This is a genomic window from Pseudomonas sp. Irchel s3b5 (genome assembly GCF_900187435.1).
Taxonomy (GTDB): domain Bacteria; phylum Pseudomonadota; class Gammaproteobacteria; order Pseudomonadales; family Pseudomonadaceae; genus Aquipseudomonas.
Map to the genome: position 1 here is coordinate 23,338 of NZ_FYDY01000034.1, position 18,992 is coordinate 42,329.

12 protein-coding genes are annotated in these 18,992 nt (G+C 60.7%); 4 read left to right on the forward strand and 8 right to left on the reverse strand.

Going from position 1 to position 18,992, the window contains the following annotated elements:
• Window positions 1-127: 127 nt before the first annotated feature.
• Entirely contained in the window at window positions 128-2,125 is a 1,998-nt protein-coding gene (locus CKW15_RS24520; protein WP_095060129.1) for an alpha-1,4-glucan--maltose-1-phosphate maltosyltransferase, read from the reverse strand.
• Window positions 2,126-2,351: 226 nt separating this feature from the next.
• On the opposite strand from CKW15_RS24520, the gene CKW15_RS28540 reads away from it, so the two are divergent.
• Window positions 2,352-2,516 carry a hypothetical protein gene (locus tag CKW15_RS28540; protein ID WP_177408846.1) on the forward strand — a complete coding sequence of 55 codons (165 nt, stop codon included), beginning with the start codon at window positions 2,352-2,354 and terminating at the stop codon, window positions 2,514-2,516.
• 25 nt (window positions 2,517-2,541) lie between these two features.
• Here CKW15_RS28540 and CKW15_RS24525 read toward each other — a convergent pair whose 3' ends face one another.
• On the reverse strand, window positions 2,542-3,042 hold the full coding sequence (locus CKW15_RS24525; protein ID WP_095060131.1) for an MgtC/SapB family protein: 501 nt from the start codon (window positions 3,040-3,042) through the stop codon (window positions 2,542-2,544).
• 123 nt (window positions 3,043-3,165) lie between these two features.
• Here CKW15_RS24525 and CKW15_RS24530 point away from each other — a divergent pair, with 123 nt between their 5' ends.
• The 3 genes from CKW15_RS24530 to mapR all read left to right on the forward strand — a co-directional run bounded on the left by CKW15_RS24530 (window position 3,166) and on the right by mapR (window position 6,585).
• Complete coding sequence (locus CKW15_RS24530) at window positions 3,166-3,399, forward strand: DUF3203 family protein (RefSeq protein ID WP_095060133.1); 234 nt, start codon at window positions 3,166-3,168, stop codon at window positions 3,397-3,399.
• A gap of 172 nt (window positions 3,400-3,571) precedes the next feature.
• Window positions 3,572-4,987: a cytochrome c oxidase accessory protein CcoG gene (gene ccoG, locus CKW15_RS24535; protein ID WP_095060135.1), complete on the forward strand. Its 1,416-nt coding sequence runs from the start codon at window positions 3,572-3,574 to the stop codon at window positions 4,985-4,987.
• Between the two features lie 188 nt (window positions 4,988-5,175).
• On the forward strand, window positions 5,176-6,585 hold the full coding sequence (mapR, locus tag CKW15_RS24540; RefSeq protein WP_095060136.1) for a GntR family transcriptional regulator MpaR: 1,410 nt from the start codon (window positions 5,176-5,178) through the stop codon (window positions 6,583-6,585).
• 106 nt (window positions 6,586-6,691) lie between these two features.
• Here the strand turns inward: mapR and CKW15_RS24545 are convergent, their stop codons facing one another.
• The 6 genes from CKW15_RS24545 to CKW15_RS24570 form a co-directional block, all read right to left on the reverse strand.
• Entirely contained in the window at window positions 6,692-7,438 is a 747-nt protein-coding gene (locus CKW15_RS24545; protein WP_095060137.1) for an SDR family oxidoreductase, read from the reverse strand.
• A 73-nt stretch (window positions 7,439-7,511) separates the two neighbouring features.
• Window positions 7,512-9,605: a bifunctional diguanylate cyclase/phosphodiesterase gene (locus CKW15_RS24550; RefSeq protein ID WP_095060138.1), complete on the reverse strand. Its 2,094-nt coding sequence runs from the start codon at window positions 9,603-9,605 to the stop codon at window positions 7,512-7,514.
• A gap of 297 nt (window positions 9,606-9,902) precedes the next feature.
• Window positions 9,903-11,372: an efflux transporter outer membrane subunit gene (locus CKW15_RS24555; RefSeq protein WP_095152836.1), complete on the reverse strand. Its 1,470-nt coding sequence runs from the start codon at window positions 11,370-11,372 to the stop codon at window positions 9,903-9,905.
• Window positions 11,369-14,476, reverse strand: a complete 3,108-nt coding sequence (locus tag CKW15_RS24560; RefSeq protein WP_095060140.1) for an efflux RND transporter permease subunit — start codon at window positions 14,474-14,476, stop codon at window positions 11,369-11,371. The genes CKW15_RS24555 and CKW15_RS24560 overlap by 4 nt, the downstream gene beginning before the upstream one ends.
• Window positions 14,473-17,577, reverse strand: a complete 3,105-nt coding sequence (locus CKW15_RS24565; RefSeq protein WP_095060141.1) for an MdtB/MuxB family multidrug efflux RND transporter permease subunit — start codon at window positions 17,575-17,577, stop codon at window positions 14,473-14,475. The genes CKW15_RS24560 and CKW15_RS24565 overlap by 4 nt, the downstream gene beginning before the upstream one ends.
• Entirely contained in the window at window positions 17,574-18,890 is a 1,317-nt protein-coding gene (locus CKW15_RS24570; protein WP_095060142.1) for an MdtA/MuxA family multidrug efflux RND transporter periplasmic adaptor subunit, read from the reverse strand. The genes CKW15_RS24565 and CKW15_RS24570 overlap by 4 nt, the downstream gene beginning before the upstream one ends.
• Between the last annotated feature and the right edge of the window lie 102 nt (window positions 18,891-18,992).

An 18,992-nucleotide genomic window follows, 5' to 3' on the forward strand; every position in this document is an offset into this window, starting at 1 on the left:
AGGAGCCGGCTTGCCGGCGATAGCGGTGTATCAGGCCTCATCCATGTAGATTGATGCGCAGCCATCGCCAGCAAGCCGGCTCCTACAGGTCTATGTTGCCCTCTCGCCACGGGTGTCTGTGATGTATTTATGAGGCGCTAATCCGCCAAATCCCGAAGGGTTGATACGCCGGGTCGATCCGCATGAACTGGTACTTGCCGTGCCACGTCCAGCGATGGCCGTTCATCAAGTCTTCGCCCTGGGTATTGGCGTCGTCGGGCAAGCCCATTTCCCACAACGGCAACTCGAAATTCGCCTCCTGGACGTTATGCGGATCAAGGCTGACCGCCACCAGAATGAAGTTGCTGCCATCGGCGCTGCGTTTGCCGAAGTAAAGAATGTTGTCATTCCAGGCGTTGTAGATTTTCAGGCCCAAATGCGTGTGCAACGCCGGGTTCTGGCGGCGGATGCGGTTGAGCTGGGCGATCTCGGCAATGATGTTGCCCGGTGCATTGAAGTCCCGGGGACGGATCTCGTACTTCTCCGAGTCGAGGTATTCCTCCTTGCCCGGTACCGGTGCGGATTCGCAGAGCTCGAAACCGGAATACATGCCCCACAGGCCCGAGCCCATGGTCGCCAGTACCGCGCGAATGAGAAAACCGGGGCGACCGGACTCGTGAAGAAAGGCCGGGTTGATGTCCGGGGTATTGACGAAAAAATTCGGCCGGTAGCATTCACGCCACGGCGATTGATTGAGTTCGGTGAAGTAGGTCGCCAGCTCGGACTTGGTGTTGCGCCAGGTGAAATAGGTGTAGCTCTGGGAATAACCGACCTTGCCCAGCCGCGCCATCATCGCCGGCGTGGTGAACGCTTCCGCGAGAAAGATCACTTCGGGGTACAGCGCACGCACATCAGCAATCAGCCACTGCCAGAACGGCAACGGCTTGGTGTGCGGGTTGTCGACGCGGAAAATTTTCACGCCTTCCTCGACCCATCCCACCACGATGTCGCGCAATTCGATCCAGAGGCTGGGAATCGCCTCGACGGCATAGAAGTCGACGTTGACGATGTCCTGGTATTTCTTCGGCGGGTTTTCCGCGTATTTGATCGTGCCGTCGGGCCGCCAGTTGAACCAGCCGGGATGTTGCTTGAGCCACGGATGATCCTGGGAACACTGAATGGCAAAATCGAGGGCGATCTCCAGGCCATGGGCCGCGGCCTCCGCGACCAGACGCCGGAAGTCTTCGCGCGAGCCCAGCTGCGAATGAATCGCCTCGTGCCCGCCCTCCTCGCTGCCTATGGCATAGGGGCTGCCCGGATCATCGGGGCCGGCGGTGAGGGAATTGTTCGGGCCTTTGCGGTAGCTGCGCCCAATGGGGTGAATCGGCGGAAAGTACAGCACGTCGAAACCCATGTCCTGGATCATCGCCAGCCGTGAGTGCACATCGTTGAAGGTGCCGTGGCGGGCCGGATCGTCAGTGATCGATCGGGGGAACAGCTCATACCAACTGGCGAATTGCGCCAATTCACGCTCAACATCCAGTGGGTATTCAGGACTCAGACTGAGGTAGGCGCGATGATCGGCCTGGGCCATCAGGCCGGCGCTACGCTGGTGCAGAAACAGCGCGACCTGCTCGGTTTCGAGCAGGCCTGAGAGTTCATGGTGCAGCGCCGCGAGTTGCTCGCTGAGCTGACCTTCCGAGCGTTCGGCGGCTTGCTGAACGTGAAGCCGGCCTTCCTGCAATTCCAGACTGACCGGCACCGCGGCGGCGTGCTTCTTTTCCAGTTCGTAACGGAAACTGGCGAACTGATCGATCCAGGCCTCGATGCAAAACAGATAACGGCCCTGCAGGGGGACACGGAATCGACCCTGCCAACCGTTATTGCCCACGTCGGCCATGACATCGCTTTGCCAGGTGTCCTCGCCTTCGGCATGCCAGCGCACCCGCACCGCCAATTTGTCGTGGCCGTCGGCAAACACCTTGGCGGTCACCACCACGTCCTGCCCCACCACGGCCTTGACTGCGAACTGCCCGCCTTCGAGGGTCGGCATGGCGTTTTCAATGACGATGCGCGGCAGCAACAACGCCTGCGACAGCGGGATGTGCGGGTTGTAGCTCAACTCCGTGGGTTTTTCGGCCGTCATCGAGCTTCTCTCCTTATTACGCCCCATGGACGCGCGTGTGGCTGTTGAACATCCCTGCCGGGCGATCCGCCCCGGGATGGACTCACTTAGATTCCGAGCAACAGGCGTCCGGAAAAGTTCAGCACAATCGGGCGGGAATCAAATCCATCGCCGGGCGGTCAACCCCTATAAGAGGCGTCATCCAACTTAAGCACGACTCACGCCATGTGCCACTGGAGGCTAAACAATGAACAATCCCTTCCCCGCTGAAACCCCCGATCCCAACATCGACAACCCGGTGATACCGCCCAGCGATCCGCAGCCGATCCCTGAAAAGGACCCGCCCGGCACCAACCCGCCACCCCGCGAAGAACCGCCACCAACAATGCCGCCGGTCATCGTGAAACCTTGACCGGTAGACCTGCCGAAGGCTGCGCCTACGGGGTGTGATCCTTTTCAAACACCTTTACGATTCGCGGCATCAGGCTGAACACTCCCAACGCCAACAACGTACTGAGCACCGCCGTGGCTTCGCGCCCTAATCCGGCCGCGACGCCAATGGCAGCGGTCATCCACAACCCTGCGGCGGTGGTCAGGCCTTTGACGTGGCCTTCATCCCCTTCGTGGTTTTTCAGAATGGTGCCGGCGCCGAGAAACCCGATCCCGGCAATAACGCCCTGTACCACCCGGCTCATGGCATCGGCCTGGGAACCTGACATCTGCGGCACCAATACAAACAGCGCCGCCCCCATCGCCACCAACATGTGGGTGCGAACACCGGCAGCCTTGCCCTGATGCTCGCGTTCAAACCCGAGAATCCCGCCCAATACCGCGGCCATCAGCAAACGCACGGTTACCCGCGTCAATTGCGAGGCGTCGCCGATGTCGGTGAACTCGGCTTGCAGGGTTACCCACACTTCATGCCACCAAGCGTTCATCGCGTTTGACCCTGTGAATGACTGTTAGAGGGTGGACCGCGCCGACCATTAATCGGTTGCATAGAACGATACCTCGCCGTTGCGGCCTGACACTTCAGGTTCCCCCGAAAAAAGGATTCCTCCATGACCGTGCGCATCGAAAACCAGACGTGCTTTTTCATCACAAACAATGGCGAAGAAATCCGACTATGCCCGGACGTCACGATCATCACCGATGCTGAAAAATCCATGTCTGCCGTGGACCTCGAAGGCCAGCGCATCTACATCACCGAAGCAGAAGCCGATGCATTGACCGTAGCAGGCGCGGTGGACGGCCGTCGGCACTTGAAAGAGACCGACAGTCATTCGGTGATTTGACCGAGCTTGATCAACACCGCCGCAAACGCTTGCGACAGATGCTTCAAGTTGACGCAGGCAGGCGCTTACAGCCCATCTGATCCGCTTTTTATTGGATTACCTGAGTCTGTTATGCAAACAGATCGCCGCGCATAGTTGCTCACGCCTGATGGAGGCTGATGAGCGAAAGACCATGAGCGAAAGAATCCCCGTCCGAACCGTAGAAACATTCGAGCCTTTACCCACGCATAAGATCAAGGCCAAATCCAGCGACAACCTGATCCACACCCGCAGCTTTACCGGTCTGTTTCGTACCCTGCGCCTGAGTGGCGCCGGCGTTCTGTTTTTGCTGTTCTTCGGCACCGTGTGGTTGAACTGGGGTGGCCGCCAGGCAGTGCTCTGGGACCTTTCCGAAAGCAAGTTCCATATTTTCGGCGCCACGTTCTGGCCGCAGGATTTCATCCTGCTGTCCGCGCTGTTGATCATCGCCGCGTTTGGTCTGTTTGCGATCACGGTGTTTGCCGGTCGTGTCTGGTGTGGTTACACCTGCCCGCAGAGCTCCTGGACGTGGATTTTCATGTGGTGCGAGAAAATCACCGAGGGCGAACGCAATCAGCGGATCAAACTGCAAGCAGCGCCCTGGAATCTGAACAAACTGATGCGCCGCTCGGCCAAGCACACGCTGTGGCTGGCAATCAGCCTGCTGACCGGCCTGACCTTCGTCGGCTACTTCACACCGATCCGGCCGCTGGCCGAAGAACTGCTGACCTTGCAAATGAGTGGGGTCAGTCTGTTCTGGGTGCTGTTTTTTACCGGCGCGACCTACATCAACGCCGGCTGGCTGCGCGAAGCGGTGTGCATGCACATGTGTCCGTATGCGCGTTTCCAGAGCGTGATGTTCGACAAAGACACCCTGACCATTTCCTACGACGTGGCGCGCGGCGAAAACCGTGGCCCGCGCAAACGCGAGGTCAAACCCGCCGACGTCGGCCTGGGCGATTGCATCGATTGCCAGCTCTGCGTGCAGGTCTGCCCGACCGGCATCGATATCCGCGATGGTTTGCAGATGGAATGCATCGGCTGTGCGGCGTGCATTGATGCCTGCGATTCGATCATGGACAAAATGGGCTACGAGCGCGGGTTGATCAGCTACACCTCGGAACATCAGTTGCAGGGTGGCAAGACACATCTGCTGCGTCCTCGGCTGATCGGCTACACCGCCGTACTGCTGGTGATGATCGCTGCGCTGGTGATTGCGCTCGTGGAACGGCCGATGGTCTCACTCGATGTCAGCAAGGACCGTGGTCTGTTCCGCGAGAACAGCCTGGGCCAGATCGAAAACATCTACAGCCTGAAGGTGATCAACAAAACTCAACAGCATCAGGACTACCGACTGTCTCTCGTCGAGGGCGACGGCTTCCAGTTGCAGGGCAAAACCGACCTGAGCCTGGCACCGGGCGAGATTGTCGATGTGCCGGTGTCAGTGGCGATGACCACCGAACGCCCGGCCAGCGGTTCGCAGAGCATCGAGTTCAAGGTTGAAGACAGCGATGAACCAGGCATTTACAGCGCAGCGAAGAGCCGGTTTGTTGCGCCGATGAATCGTTGAGCCGTTAAGATGCTGACCTTTGTGGCGAGGGAGCTTGCTCCCGTTCGGCTGCGCAGCAGACGCAAAGCGTTGAACGCGAGCTCGCCTGATACACCCTGCCAGCAGGTTTGAGGGGCGCTTCGCACCCCAGCGGGAGCAAGCTCCCTCGCCACAGAACCCGTTCGACATTCTTCCATTGCGGGCAATCGATGAAACGCTACGAAAAATTCGCCGACGACATCGCTGAACTGATCCGCTCCGGCGTTCTTGGCCCTGGTCACCGCGTACCGTCGGTGCGGTATGCCAGCCAGACTTATGGCGTCAGCCCGTCCACGGTGTTCCAGGCCTATTACCTGCTGGAGCGTCGCGGCCTGATCCGCGCCCGGCCTCGCTCCGGGTATTTCGTCAATGCGCACACGCCCAGTCAGTTTTCCGAGCCGGTGATCAGCAGCGAGGTCAACGAGTCCACCGAGGTCGATGTCAGCGAACTGGTGTTCTCGGTGCTGGACTCGATCAAGGACCCGAACACCGTACCCTTCGGCTCGGCGTTCCCCAGCCCGACCCTGTTTCCCCTGCAACGCTTGTCCCGCTCCCTGGCCAGCGCCACCCGCGAGATGGACCCTCGCATGGTCGTCACCGACATGTCGCCGGGCAACCCGCAACTGCGCCGGCAAATCGCCCTGCGCTACATGGTCGGCGGCCTGATGCTGCCCATGGAAGAACTGCTGATCACCAACGGTGCGCTCGAAGCGTTGAACCTGTGCCTGCAAGCGGTCACCGAACCCGGCGACCTGGTCGCCATCGAAGCCCCGGCGTTCTATGCCTGCCTGCAAGTATTGGAACGCCTGAAACTCAAAGCCGTGGAAATCCCCGTGCACCCGCGCGACGGCATTGACCTCGGCGTGCTCGCGCAAACCCTGGAGCGCCACCCGATCAAGGTTTGCTGGTGCATGACCAGTTTCCAGAACCCCATGGGCGCGACCATGCCCGAGGCGAAGAAACAGGCACTGGTCGAGTTGTTGCGCCGCCATGAAGTGCCGCTGATTGAAGACGATGTCTACGCCGAACTGTATTACGGCCAGCAAGCCCCGAAACCGGCCAAGGCATTTGATACCGAAGGCCTGGTGATGCACTGCGGTTCGTTCGCCAAAAGCCTAGCCCCCGGATACCGCATCGGCTGGGTCGCGGCCGGGCGCTACGCACAGAAAATCGAACGCCTGAAACTCATGACTTCGCTGTGCGCCTCAATGCCCGCCCAGGCCGCCATTGCCGATTATCTGCAACACGGCGGTTACGACCGGCACCTGCGCAAACTGCGTCACGCATTGGAAGATCAGCAAAGCGCCATGCTCGCCGCCATCGCCCGGTACTTCCCGGCGCAGACGCGCGTCAGCCAACCGGCCGGCGGCTACTTTCTGTGGCTGGAGTTGCCGGAGCAAATGGATTCGTTGAAGTTGTTTCAGATGGCGCTGGCGCAAGGCATCAGCATTGCACCGGGGCCGATCTTTTCACCGACGCAGCGCTTCAGAAACTGTATTCGGCTGAATTACGGCAGTCCGTGGACTGAGGATTCGGAGAAGGCGATGGAGACGTTGGGGCGGATTGTGCGGTCGTTCTGATAAAAGCAAGTTCGCTCCTGCAGGGTTATCTGTGAACACCACAAACCCACTGTAGGAGCGAGCATGCTCGCGATGAGGCCGGCACTGACAACACCAATCCCGGGGTTTAGCGCCCACCCCCCAAATCAACAAACGTCCCCGTCGCATAAGACGCCTTGTCCGACAACAACCAGACAATCGCTTCCGCCACTTCATCCGGCCGCCCGCCCCGCGCCATCGGAATGGCTGATTCGAGCTTGCTGACCCGATCCGGATCGCCGCTCAACGCATGGAAATCGGTGTAGATGTAGCCAGGGCGCACCGCATTGACACGAATCCCCTCACCCGCCACTTCCTTGGACAGGCCGATGGTGAAGGTGTCCAGCGCACCTTTGGAGGCGGCGTAGTCGACATATTCATTGGGTGACCCCAGGCGCGCCGCCACCGACGACACATTGACGATGCTGCCGCCCTGCCCGCCGTGTCTGGGCGACATGCGCAGGACCGCGTGCTTGGCGCACAGCATCGGCGCCAGAACGTTGGTCTTGAGGATTTTGAGAATACGGAATTCGGACATTTCCTCGACCCGGGACTTTTGTCCGACCGTGCCGGCGTTGTTCACCAGTGCCGTGACCCGCCCCAGTTCGGCGTCCACCCGGTTAAACAGCGCGATGACTTCGTCTTCAATGCTGACATCCGCGCGCACCGCGATGGCTTGCGCGCCGAGGGCGCGGACTTGCTCCAGCACAGCGTGAGCGGCCTGCTCATCGGCCAGATAGTTGATGCAGATCCGATAGCCCTTCGAGGCTGCCAACAGGGCGGTGGCAGCACCGATGCCGCGGCTGCCGCCGGTAATGACGATGACTTTATCCATGCGAGCTTTTCCCCCAGTCCAAGCGTAAGCAGTCGAGGTTCAGAATAACCGTGATTCAGAGTTTTGCATGGCCTCACATCAACACTTGACTGGCGACGAGCTGCTCTGCACGGTGGATTTCCATCATGAAGTGCTCAGCCGGCAACGGGTGGCCGAGCAAGTAGCCTTGCAGCGAATCGCACCCCAGCTGAGTCAGGAAGTCCTGCTGGACACCGGTTTCCACACCCTCGGCAACAATGCGCAACCCCAACGCCTGACCCAGCGCAACGATGGCCGAGACAATGGCCGCATCATCGCTGTCACGTTCCAGGTCACGGACAAATCCGCGATCGATCTTCAGCTCATTGGCCGGCAAGCGCTTGAGGTACATCAGGCTCGAATAACCGGTGCCAAAGTCATCGATGGACAGGTCAACGCCCATGTCCGACAGTTCCTGAAGCACGGTCATGCTGGCATCGGCGTCGTTCATGGCGGTGGTTTCGGTGATTTCCAGGGTCAGGCTGTTGGCCGGCAGATGGTGCGTGGCCAGGGCTTTGGCGACGCTCTGCACCAGACCGGCGTGACAGAACTGGATGGCCGACAGGTTCACCGCGATGCGCCAGTCGGTGTAACCCAGCACGTACCACTCGCGCATTTGTCGGCAAGCTTCATTGAGCACCCACTCGCCAATTGGAATGATCAGGCCGGTCTTTTCCGCCAGATCGATGAACTTGTCCGGCAACAGCATCCCCTGGGTCGGGTGTTGCCAGCGCAGCAGGGCCTCGGCACCGATTGGCTGGCCATTGCTGGCATCGAACTTCGGCTGGTAATACAGGCTGAACTCTCGAAGCTCCAGGGCGTTGCGCAAATCCTGCAGCAGTTGCAATTGCCGGCGCGCATTACTGTTCATCGAGACATCGAAGAAGCTATAACCGTTTTTACCCGCCCCTTTGGCGTGATACATCGCCGCGTCGGCGTTCATCAGCAAATCCTGGGCAGTTTGGCCGTTGCCCGGGAAGAGCGCGATACCGACGCTGGCGGAGATGTGCAGATCATGCTCGGTGACGCGGAAGGACCGTGCGATCAAACTGACCTGACGCGCCGCGAGGTTCAAAGCGTCGTCCTGCTCGTTCAACTGCACCAGCAACACAAACTCATCACCGCCGATCCGCGCCAGGGTGTCGTGACTGCGCAAGTCTTCACGCAGACGCGCGGCCACCTCACACAACAACAGATCACCCATGTGATGTCCGAAGGCATCATTGACCGGCTTGAACCCGTCCAGATCGATGAACATCAAGGCAAAACAGCCGCCCTCTTCCTGCACCCGTGACATGGCCTGATCGATACGGTCGGCGAGCAGTATCCGGTTCGGCAGCCCGGTCAGGGTGTCATGCAGGGCCAGTTGGGTCAGCTCACGGTTGGCTTCGGTCAGCGACAGGGCCAGGCTGGCGGTGCGGGCCTCCAGACGCGCATCGAGGATCGACGTCAGCAAGGCAATACTCAACACAGCCAGCGTGGTGATCAGCACCAGATTATCCAGGCCATTGCCGTTCAAACCATTGACCGCCGCCCCGCAAAAACTGCCGTCGGCAAAACGCGCCGCGGCCATGCCGGTGTAGTGCATGCCGACAATGGCAATGCCCATGATCACGGCGGCGCCACCACGGATCAAACGCACATGAGGCGTGTGCTGGCGCAGGTGAAAGGCGATCCACAACGCCGCACCCGAAGCGCCCACGGCGATCAGCAAGGAGGCGCCAAACAGCGTCGGGTCGTAATCGATCCCCGGCTGCATGCGCATCGCCGCCATGCCGGTGTAATGCATCGCGCTGATTCCTGCGCCCATCACCAGCGCGCCGAACCCCAATTGCCAGGCCGGCAGTTTCGGCCGGCTGACCAGCCACAGGGCGAAACCGCTGGAGAGCACACCGATCAACAAGGACAGCGACGTAAGGGCGATGTCGTACCCCAGGTCAATCGGCAGCTTGAACGCGAGCATGCCGATAAAGTGCATCGACCACACGCCGATACCCATGGCGATGGCGCCGCCCGTCGTCCATAAATGCACGGCCCGCCCCTTGGCGGTGGCAATGCGACCGGTGAGGTCCAGCGCGGTATAGGACGCGAGAATCGCTACACAGAGGGAAATGATGACCAGCGTGGGTGAATAGCTACCGATGAGCATGGAGACGTCTCGAAATCACCGCCGTATTGCGTCCGTTCTCGGGGGTGCAAATGGCACGATTGTACTGATTCCAAAAGGGAACGCACTCACAATATAAGCAAAAGGCCATTAGTCCGATGAAACGCTTGTTTTACTGCTGGAGTGACCGAGCCAGACCCCTTTGTGGCGAGGGGGCTTGCCCCCGTTCGAGCGCGAAGCGGTCGCAAAATGCTGGCTGACTGATAATTTCGAGGGCCGCTTCGCAGCCCAACGGGGGCAAGCCCCCTCGCCACAGAAAAGCAGCCTCACCCAGTGTTGTCACTTGGTGTCGCTTACATCAAGCTGCCCATCCCACCCGCCGCCCAGCGCGGCAATCAACTGCACACTGGCGATCAGTCGACTTTGCTGCAGATCCAGTGCACTGCGCTCATTGTTCAGCGCCGAAGCCTGGGTCACCACGACATCGAGGTAGGCGATCAAACCGGCCTTGTATTGGTTCTGAGTCAATCGCAGCGACTCACGGGCCGCATCCAGCGCCTGCTGGCGCACGACGGCTTCATCCTGCAACACCTTGAGTTGAACCAGGTAGTTTTCCACTTCGCGCAAACCGTCGAGCACAGTCTGGCGGTATTTGGCCACGGTCTCATCGTAGGCGGCTTCACTGCGATCGACTTCCGCCGAGCGCTGGCCACCGTCGAACAAGGTCATCGCCAGTTGCGGGCCGACCGACCAGAAGCGGTTGGGCACACTGAACAAATCTTTCGAAGTGCTGCTGCTATAGCCGCCGTTCAGGTTCAACGTAAAGTCCGGGTAGTAAGCGGCCTTCGCCACGCCGATGTTGGAGTTGGCGGCGATCACCGAGCGTTCGGCGGACGCAATGTCCGGACGCCGCTCCAGCAGCTGCGAAGGCAGGTTCAGCGGCACCTGTGGCAACTGCGGAATGTCTCGGGTTTCGGCCAGGCCGAATTCGGCCGGCGGCAAGCCGATCAACACCGCGATAGCGTTCTCGAACTGGGCGCGCTGCCAGATCAAGTCAACCAGATCAGCCTCGGTGCTCTTGAGCTGCGTTTGCGCCTGGGCCACCGCGTCCTTGCCGGAAACCCCGGCGCGATACTGGTTTTCGGTCATTTTCAGCGAACGCTGATATGCCTCGACGGTAGCTTCCAGCAAGCGTTTCTGCTCGTCGATCACGCGCAATTGCAGATAGTTCTGCACCAACTCCGACTGCTGGCTGAGGCGCATGGCCGCCAGGTCGGCGAAACTGGCCTGGGCGTTGGCGGTGTCGGCTTCCAGACCGCGACGCAATTTACCCCAGACATCCGCTTCCCAACTCACACCTGCCTCGGCGGTGTAGGTGTCACGGATACCGCTGGAAGAACTGGTCAGGCTCGAACTACTGCTGCCGGTGCCTTGGCTGGAGCGATTTTTCCCGAGCGACAGGTCCACTGTCGGGAAAAACGCCCCCCGCGCACTGCGCACCAGCGCCTGGGCCTGACGGTACTGGGCTTCGGACTGCGCCACGGTCTGGTTGGCGCTGTTGAGTTTCTCGACCAGGCCATTGAGCTGCCGGTCGCCATACAACTCCCACCACGCGCCGCGAATGAGTGCATCACTCGGATTGGCCTGGCTCCAGCCCTCGGCAGCCTTGTACTGCACGGGATCGGCGGCTTGCGGACGCTCATAGTCCGGGCCGATGGCGCAGGCACTGAGCATGACCATGCACAGTGAAAGGCTCAACAATCGCGAGCCCCGTACAGTGGCCAAATGGATAAGCGAACGGTCAGTCATAGCGGAGTTTCCAGAGCAGCATCGGTACGCACCCCACGCCAGCGGTTGAAGCGATGGCGCAGTTTGTCGAGATAGAGGTAAACCACCGGAGTGGTGTAAAGGGTCAGGACCTGGCTGAAAATCAGCCCGCCGATGATCGTCAGGCCCAGGGGCTGGCGCATCTCGGCGCCTTCGGCGCGGCTCAGCAACAACGGCAAGGCACCGAGGATCGCCGCCAGCGTGGTCATCAGAATGGGCCGCAAACGTTGCAGGCAGGCACTGCGAATCGACTCCAGCGGCTCCAGCCCTTGATGCCGTTCCAGTTGCAGCGCCAGGTCGATCATCAGAATGGCGTTTTTCTTCACCACACCAATCAGCAGGAACAACCCGAGCAACGAAATCAGGCTGAATTCGCCGCCCAGCACATAGATCGACAGCAGCGCGCCAACCCCGGCTGAAGGCAACGTCGAAAGAATGGTCAGCGGGTGGATGTAGCTTTCATACAGCACACCCAGCACCAGATACACCGCCACCAGTGCGCCGAGAATCATCCACGGCTGACTTTTCTGGGTCGCGGCGAAGGCGTCGGCCGTGCCGGCCATTTTCGCGATCACGTCTTCCGGCAGGCCGACCTTGGCAATCGCACGCTCAATGGCGGCACTGCCCTGCTCCACGGTCACGCCCGCAGCCATGTCGAAGGCAATGCTTTCCGAGGCGAACTGGCCTTCGTGGCTGACCCGGTCATTTTCCAGGCTGTTTTCGTAATGGGCGATGGTCGACAACGGAATTCGCGCACCGTCGGCGGTGATCACCTGAACCTGCTTGAGGGTGATCGGGTCCTGGGCGTACTTCGGATTGACCTCCATCACCACCTGGTACTGGTTGAGGCTGTCGTAGATCGTCGAAATCTGCCGCTGGCTGTAGGCGTTGTTCAGCACCGAGGTGACCATGTCCATGTCGACGCCCAGGCGTTTGGCTTGATCGCGATCGACAATCAGCGTCACTTGCTGGGCACCCCGCCCTTCGCGGGCATCAATCGCCGTCAGCTCCGGCAAGGCCTTGAGCGCCGTCACGACTTTCGGATACCACTCGCGCAACGCGCTCAGATCGCCACTCTGCAGGATGTAGGAGTATTGGGACGAGGTTTGCTCACGGCCACCGCCAAATTGCAGGTCCTGGTCGGCCATCAGCATCAACTGCGCACCCGGCACCTTGGGCATTTCCTTGCGCAAGCGTTCGATGACTTTCTGCGCCGAGATGCTGCGTTCCTTGATCGGTTTCAGGCGCACGAGCATGAAGGCGTTATTGGTGCCGTTGCTGCCGCCGATGAAACCGGCAACGCTTTCGACCGCCTCGTCCTTCAACACCGCACGACGGAAGATTTCCATTTTCGGCTGCATCACACTGAACGACAGACCGTCGTCACCGCGCACGAAACCGATCAGCTGTCCTGTATCTTGTTGCGGAAGAAATGTTTTAGGAACAACAACATACAGCGCGATATTAACGCCAATTGTTACGAATAGACTGAGCAACGTCAGGAGCCGGTGACGCAACACCCAGTCCAGGCTCGTGGCGTATTTACCGACCATCCACTCGTTGGCGCTCTGACTCCAGCGTTGCAGCCGGTTTTCCTGCCCCGGCGTATGCGGCTTGAGCCAGCGGGCGCAGAGCATCGGTGTCAGGGTCAGCGAAACGATCAGCGACACCACGATGGAAGCCGCGAGGGTGATGGAAAACTCGCGAAACAGACTTTCAATGATGCCGCCCATGAACAGGATCGACAGGAATACCGCCACCAGCGAGACGTTCATCGACAGCAACGTGAAACCGACTTCCTGGGCGCCGAGGTACGCGGCTTTCATCGGCGGCACGCCTTTGTCTATGTGCCGGGAGATGTTTTCCAGCACCACGATGGCATCGTCCACCACCAGCCCCGTGGCGAGGATCAGCGCCATCAGCGACAGGTTGTTCAGCGAGAAACCGTAGAGGTACATCACCGCAAAGGTACCCACCAGCGACACCGGCACCGCCAGGGTCGGGATCAGCGAGGCGCGGAAGTTACCGAGAAACAGGAACACCACCAGGATTACCAACGCCACGGCGATCAGCAGGGTCATTTCCGCTTCGTGCAGCGTGGCCTTGATCACCGGCGAGCGGTCCATGGCCAGGTTCAGTTTGACGCTGGCGGGCAGCACGGCCTGCAACGCCGGCAACTGGGCCTTGATCTCGTTGACGGTCTCGATGATGTTGGCACCGGCCTGCCGGTTGATCACCAGCAGTACCGCAGAGTCGTCGTTGAAGAAACCGCTGTTGTAACGGTCTTCGACGCCATCGCTGACCTTGGCCACATCCTTCAGACGCAGGGCCGCGCCGTCGGCGTAATGGATGATCAGCGACTCGTAGTCCTTGGCTTTTTCCAACTGGTCGTTGGCCTGCACCTGCCATAAACGCTGGCCGTCCTCCACCGAACCCTTGGGTCGGCGCACGTTGGCATTGGCGATGGTGTTGCGCACATCGTCCAGCGCCACGCCGTACTGGTTCAGCGCCTGCGGCTCGAGCTCGACGCGCACCGCCGGCAGGGAGCTGCCGCCGATCTGCACTTCGCCCACGCCCTGCACTTGCGACAGGCTCTGGGACAGGATGGTCGAGGCCAGGTCGTAGAGCTGGCCTTTTTCCAGCACGTCCGAAGTCAGCGACAGCACCATGATCGGCGCCTGGGACGGGTTGACCTTCTTGTAGGTCGGCATGCTGCGCATCCCGCTGGGCAGCAGGTTGCGCGAGGCATTGATCGCCGCCTGCACTTCCCGCGCCGCGCCGTTGATGTCGCGGTCCAGGTCGAATTGCAGGATCACCCGGGTCGAGCCCTGGCTGGAGCGGCTGCTCATGGTGTTGACCCCGGCGATGGCGCCGAAGGAACGCTCCAGCGGCGTGGCCACGGTCGACGCCATGACCTCCGGGCTCGCACCGGGCAGGCTGGCTTGCACCACGATCACCGGGAAGTCCATTTGCGGCAGCGGTGAAACTGGCAACAGGCCGAAGCTCACCCCACCCAGCAGCATGATTGCCAGGCTCAACAACATGGTCGCGACCGGGCGTTTGATGAAAGGTCCGGACAGGTTCATGGCTGCTCTACCGCTTCCACGGACTCAGGTTTGCGCCCCCAGCGGCGACCGAGGCGGTCGAAATACAGGTAGATCACCGGGGTGGTAAACAGGGTCAGCACCTGGCTCAGCAACAAGCCACCCACCATCACCAGACCCAACGGCTGACGCAGCTCCGCGCCAGAACCGGTGGCCAGCATCAACGGCACCGCACCGAACAACGCCGCCAGGGTGGTCATCAGAATCGGTCGGAAACGCAACAGCGCTGCCTGGTAGATCGCCGTTTCCGGGTCCATGCCCTGATTGCGCTCGGCGTCGAGGGCGAAGTCGATCATCATGATCGCGTTCTTTTTCACGATGCCGATCAACAGGATGATGCCGATGATCGCGATCATGCCCAGGTCGTTGCCGCTGAGGATCAACGCCAGCAGCGCACCGACCGCCGCCGATGGCAGGGTCGAGAGAATGGTGATCGGGTGGATGTAGCTCTCGTAGAGCACACCGAGCACGATGTACATGGTCACTACCGCCGCCAGAATCAGCAGCAAGGTACTCGACAACGACGCCTGGAATGCCTCGGCCGCGCCCTGGAACTGGGTCTGCACGCCAATCGGCATGCCGATGTCCTTCTGCACTTGCTCGATGATCTCCACCGCATGCCCCAATGCCACGCCGGGTGCGAGGTTGAAGGACATCATCACCGCCGGGAACTGGCCGATGTGGGTGATCGCCAGTTGTGCCTGGCGCTCTTCGATGTGCGCCAGGCTGGACAGGCGCACCTGTCCGCCATCGGTGGTCTTGACGTGGATCTGGTCAAGCGCCTGCGGGCCGATCTTTTCACCCGACTGCGATTGCAGCACCACGCGATACTGGCTGGCCTGGGTGTAGATCGTCGAAATCTGTCGCTGACCAAAAGCGTCGTACAGCGCATCGGTGATGTTCGACACCGACACCCCGACCCGCGAGGCCGCATCACGGTCGATCACCAGATAGACCTGCAAGCCCTTGTCCTGCAAATCGCTGGCGACATCGGTCAACTCCGGGCGATCTACCAGGGCGTCCACCAGACGCCCGCTCCACTGGCTCAACAGTTCTGAATCCGGCGACGACATGCTGAATTGGTACTGCGTACGGCTGACGCGATCCTCGATGGTCAGATCCTGCACCGGCTGCATGAACAGGCGGATGCCCACCAGTTTGTCCACTTCCGGTTGCAGACGAGCGATCACCTCGGGCGCCGTCAGATCGCGATTGCTGTGAGACTTGAGGTTGATCAGCAGGCGACCGCTGTTGAGTGTCGAGTTGTCGCCATCCACGCCGATGTAGGACGACAGGCTCTCGACCGCAGGGTCGGCAAGGATGACCTTGGCCAGTTCCTGCTGGCGCTCGCTCATGGCCGCAAAGGAAATCGATTGCGGCGCCTCGGAAATCCCCTGGATCACGCCGGTGTCCTGTACCGGGAAAAAGCCCTTGGGCACCACCATGTACAGGACCACCGTCAGCGCCAACGTGCCGATAGCCACCAGCAACGTCAGCGGCTGGTGCTTGAGCACCCACTGCAACTTGCGCCCGTAGGCAGCGATCATCCAGTCGATGAACGCACCGCTGGCGCGGTAGAAACGGCCCTGCTCTTCTTCCTTGGGTTCGCGCTTGAGCAAGCGTGCGCACATCATCGGGGTCAGGGTCAGGGAAACGACGAGGGAGATCAGGATCGCCACCGCCAGGGTGATCGCAAACTCACGGAACAACCGCCCGACCACATCGGCCATGAACAGCAGCGGGATCAGCACCGCAATCAGCGACAGGGTCAGGGAAATCAGGGTGAAACCGATCTGTTTGGCGCCCTTGAGCGCCGCGTTCAGCGGGCTGTCACCCTCTTCGATATAGCGGGAAATGTTCTCCAGCATGACGATTGCGTCGTCCACCACAAAACCGGTGGCGATGGTCAGCGCCATCAGGGTCAGGTTATTGACCGAAAACCCCGCCAGGTACATCACGCCGAACGTGCCGATCAACGACAACGGCACGGCGACCGACGGAATGATCGTCGCGCTGGCCCGGCGCAAAAACAGAAACGTGACCATGACCACCAGGGCAATGGCGATCAGCAATTCGTGCTGCACGTCCTTGACCGAGGCGCGGATGGTTTGGGTGCGATCGGTCAGTACCACGACGTCGAGACCAGCCGGCAGGTTGTCAGTGATGCTTGGCAACAGGGCCTTGATCCGGTCGACCACTTCGATGACGTTGGCGCCGGGCTGACGCTGGATGTTCAGCAGCACGGCCTGATTTTCATTGGCCCACGCGGCCAGTCGCTCGTTTTCGGCACCGTCGACGATTTCCGCGACGTCCTTGAGCCGCAACGGCGCGCCATTGGCGTAAGCCAGGATCAGGTTGGCGTAATCCTTCGGCGAGGTCAGTTGGTCGTTGGCATCGAGCATCGACACCCGGGTCGGGCCGTCGAAGTTGCCTTTGGGCTGGTTGACGTTGGACGCGCCGATCAGGGTGCGCACGTCCGACAGGTTCAGGCCATTGGCGGCCAGCGCCTCGGGGTTGACCTTGATCCGCACCGCCTGACGTTGACCGCCGGCAATGCTGACCATGCCGACGCCGCTGATCTGGGCGATTTTCTGCGCCATGCGCGTGTCGACCAGGTCATTGAGCTTGGGCAACAGCATAGTCTTGGAGGTGATCGCCAGGGTCAGTACCGGGGTGTCGGCCGGGTTGACCTTGTTGTACACCGGTGGCGCCGGCAAATCCTTGGGCAGCAGGTTAGTGGCCGCGTTGATCGCCGCCTGCACTTGCTGCTCGGCCACGTCCATGTTGATGTCGAGGCTGAAACGCAGGGTCAGCACCGACGCACCGCCGGAACTGGTGGATGCCATTTGCGTCAGGCCGGGCATTTGCCCGAACTGCCGCTCCAGCGGCGCGGTCACGGCGCTCGTCATGACGTCCGGACTGGCGCCGGGGTACAGCGTCATGACGCGAATGGTCGGGTAATCGACCTGAGGCAGTGCCGACACCGGCAGCAGCCGATAAGCGATGATACCGGCCAGGATAATGGCCAGCATGCTCAGGGTGGTGGCTACCGGGCGAAGAATGAACAGCCGCGAGAGATTCATGCGCCGCCCTTTTTCGCCTTGTCGGTGGTTGCCGGCTCAGGCGCAGTGGCTGCCGACTTGCCTTGCAGCTGTCCGGTTGGCGTGGCGGGTACGTCCTGGCTGTCGTTGACCACTTCGACTTCACTGCCCTCCTTCAGACGGTCAGTGCCCTCCAGCACCACGCGATCACCTGCGACCAGGCCTTCGGTGACGACGGTGTTGGTGCCGTCGCTGGCACCGATTTTCAACTGGCGAATCTTGACCTTTTTGTCACCGTCGAGGGCATAGACGAACGTGCCGTTGGTGCCAAACTGGATCGCGGCGGACGGTGCCAACACGACGTTTTTGAGCGTATCGGCCAGTAAGCGAACGTTGACGAACTGATTGGGGAACAGCGACTGATCGCGGTTCTCGTAGCGGGCCTTGAATTTCAGGGTGCCGGTGGTGACGTCGATCTGGTTGTCCAGGCTCTGCAATACGCCAGTGGCTTGCAGTTTGGTGTCACCGCGATCCCAGGCTTCGGCGGGCAGTTTGGCACCGCTGCGATAACGGGCGAGCACGGTTTCGAGGCTGTTTTCCGGCAGCGTGAAGGCCACACTGATCGGCTGGGTCTGGGTGATGATCACCAGCGCCGTGGTGTCGTTCGCCGCGACCAGATTACCCACGTCCAATTGGCGCAGGCCGACGCGTCCGGCAATGGGTGCGCGGATCTTGGTGAATTCGAGATTGAGCTTGGCGTCGTTGACCGCCGCCTGATTGGTCTTGACCGTGCCCATGTATTGACCGACCAGCGCTTCTGCGGTGTCCAGGGTTTGCTTGGCGATGCTGTCTTCGCGGTACAGGCCGCGATAGCGCTCGACATCGACCTGGGCGTTTTTCAATTGCGCCTGGTTCTGCAACAAGGTGCCTTCAGCCTGCAGCAAGGCGTTCTGGTACGGACGCGGATCGATCTCGGCGAGCAGGTCGCCAGCCTTGACCATCTGCCCCTCTTCGAAATTGATCTTCATCAGTTCACCGCCAACGCGGCTGCGCACATTGATGGTGTTCAACGCCGTGACGGTGCCCAGCGCCTTGTAGTACAGCGGGAAATCACCCTTGACCGCCGGGGCGACGCGCACCGGAACCGGCCCTGAAGCACCGCCGAACCCCGGCCGCATCCCGCCCGGCCGGCCAGTGTGCCCGGCCGTGGCTTTCTGTCCCGCCCCTTCTTTCGGGACAGCGCCATCGGGCCAGAACTTCCAGCACAGGGCGGCGATGACCAACAGGACGAGCAGGCCAAACAGCCAGCGACGGGGATTACGGGAAGCGGAGGATTGCATTGAGAGATCAACCATTGGGCGCGTGGGCTTGTTTTACATGAGGCTGAACGATAAGCACTGGCGGCTCTTAAGCAAAGCGCCTTTACCGGCAATTTACCTTCGGCTTACGTAACAGGA

Bases quoted from the DNA above. Each gene is read 5' to 3' on its own strand.
- CKW15_RS24530 (WP_095060133.1), top strand. From the start codon at position 3,166: ATGACCGTGCGCATCGAAAACCAGACGTGCTTTTTCATCACAAACAAT.
- CKW15_RS24520 (WP_095060129.1), bottom strand. From the start codon at position 2,125: ATGACGGCCGAAAAACCCACGGAGTTGAGCTACAACCCGCACATCCCG.
- CKW15_RS24560 (WP_095060140.1), bottom strand. From the start codon at position 14,476: ATGAACCTGTCCGGACCTTTCATCAAACGCCCGGTCGCGACCATGTTG.
- CKW15_RS24525 (WP_095060131.1), bottom strand. From the start codon at position 3,042: ATGAACGCTTGGTGGCATGAAGTGTGGGTAACCCTGCAAGCCGAGTTC.
- CKW15_RS24570 (WP_095060142.1), bottom strand. From the start codon at position 18,890: ATGGTTGATCTCTCAATGCAATCCTCCGCTTCCCGTAATCCCCGTCGC.
- ccoG (WP_095060135.1), top strand. From the start codon at position 3,572: ATGAGCGAAAGAATCCCCGTCCGAACCGTAGAAACATTCGAGCCTTTA.
- CKW15_RS24550 (WP_095060138.1), bottom strand. From the start codon at position 9,605: ATGCTCATCGGTAGCTATTCACCCACGCTGGTCATCATTTCCCTCTGT.
- CKW15_RS24555 (WP_095152836.1), bottom strand. From the start codon at position 11,372: ATGACTGACCGTTCGCTTATCCATTTGGCCACTGTACGGGGCTCGCGA.
- CKW15_RS24565 (WP_095060141.1), bottom strand. From the start codon at position 17,577: ATGAATCTCTCGCGGCTGTTCATTCTTCGCCCGGTAGCCACCACCCTG.
- CKW15_RS28540 (WP_177408846.1), top strand. From the start codon at position 2,352: ATGAACAATCCCTTCCCCGCTGAAACCCCCGATCCCAACATCGACAAC.
- CKW15_RS24545 (WP_095060137.1), bottom strand. From the start codon at position 7,438: ATGGATAAAGTCATCGTCATTACCGGCGGCAGCCGCGGCATCGGTGCT.
- mapR (WP_095060136.1), top strand. From the start codon at position 5,176: ATGAAACGCTACGAAAAATTCGCCGACGACATCGCTGAACTGATCCGC.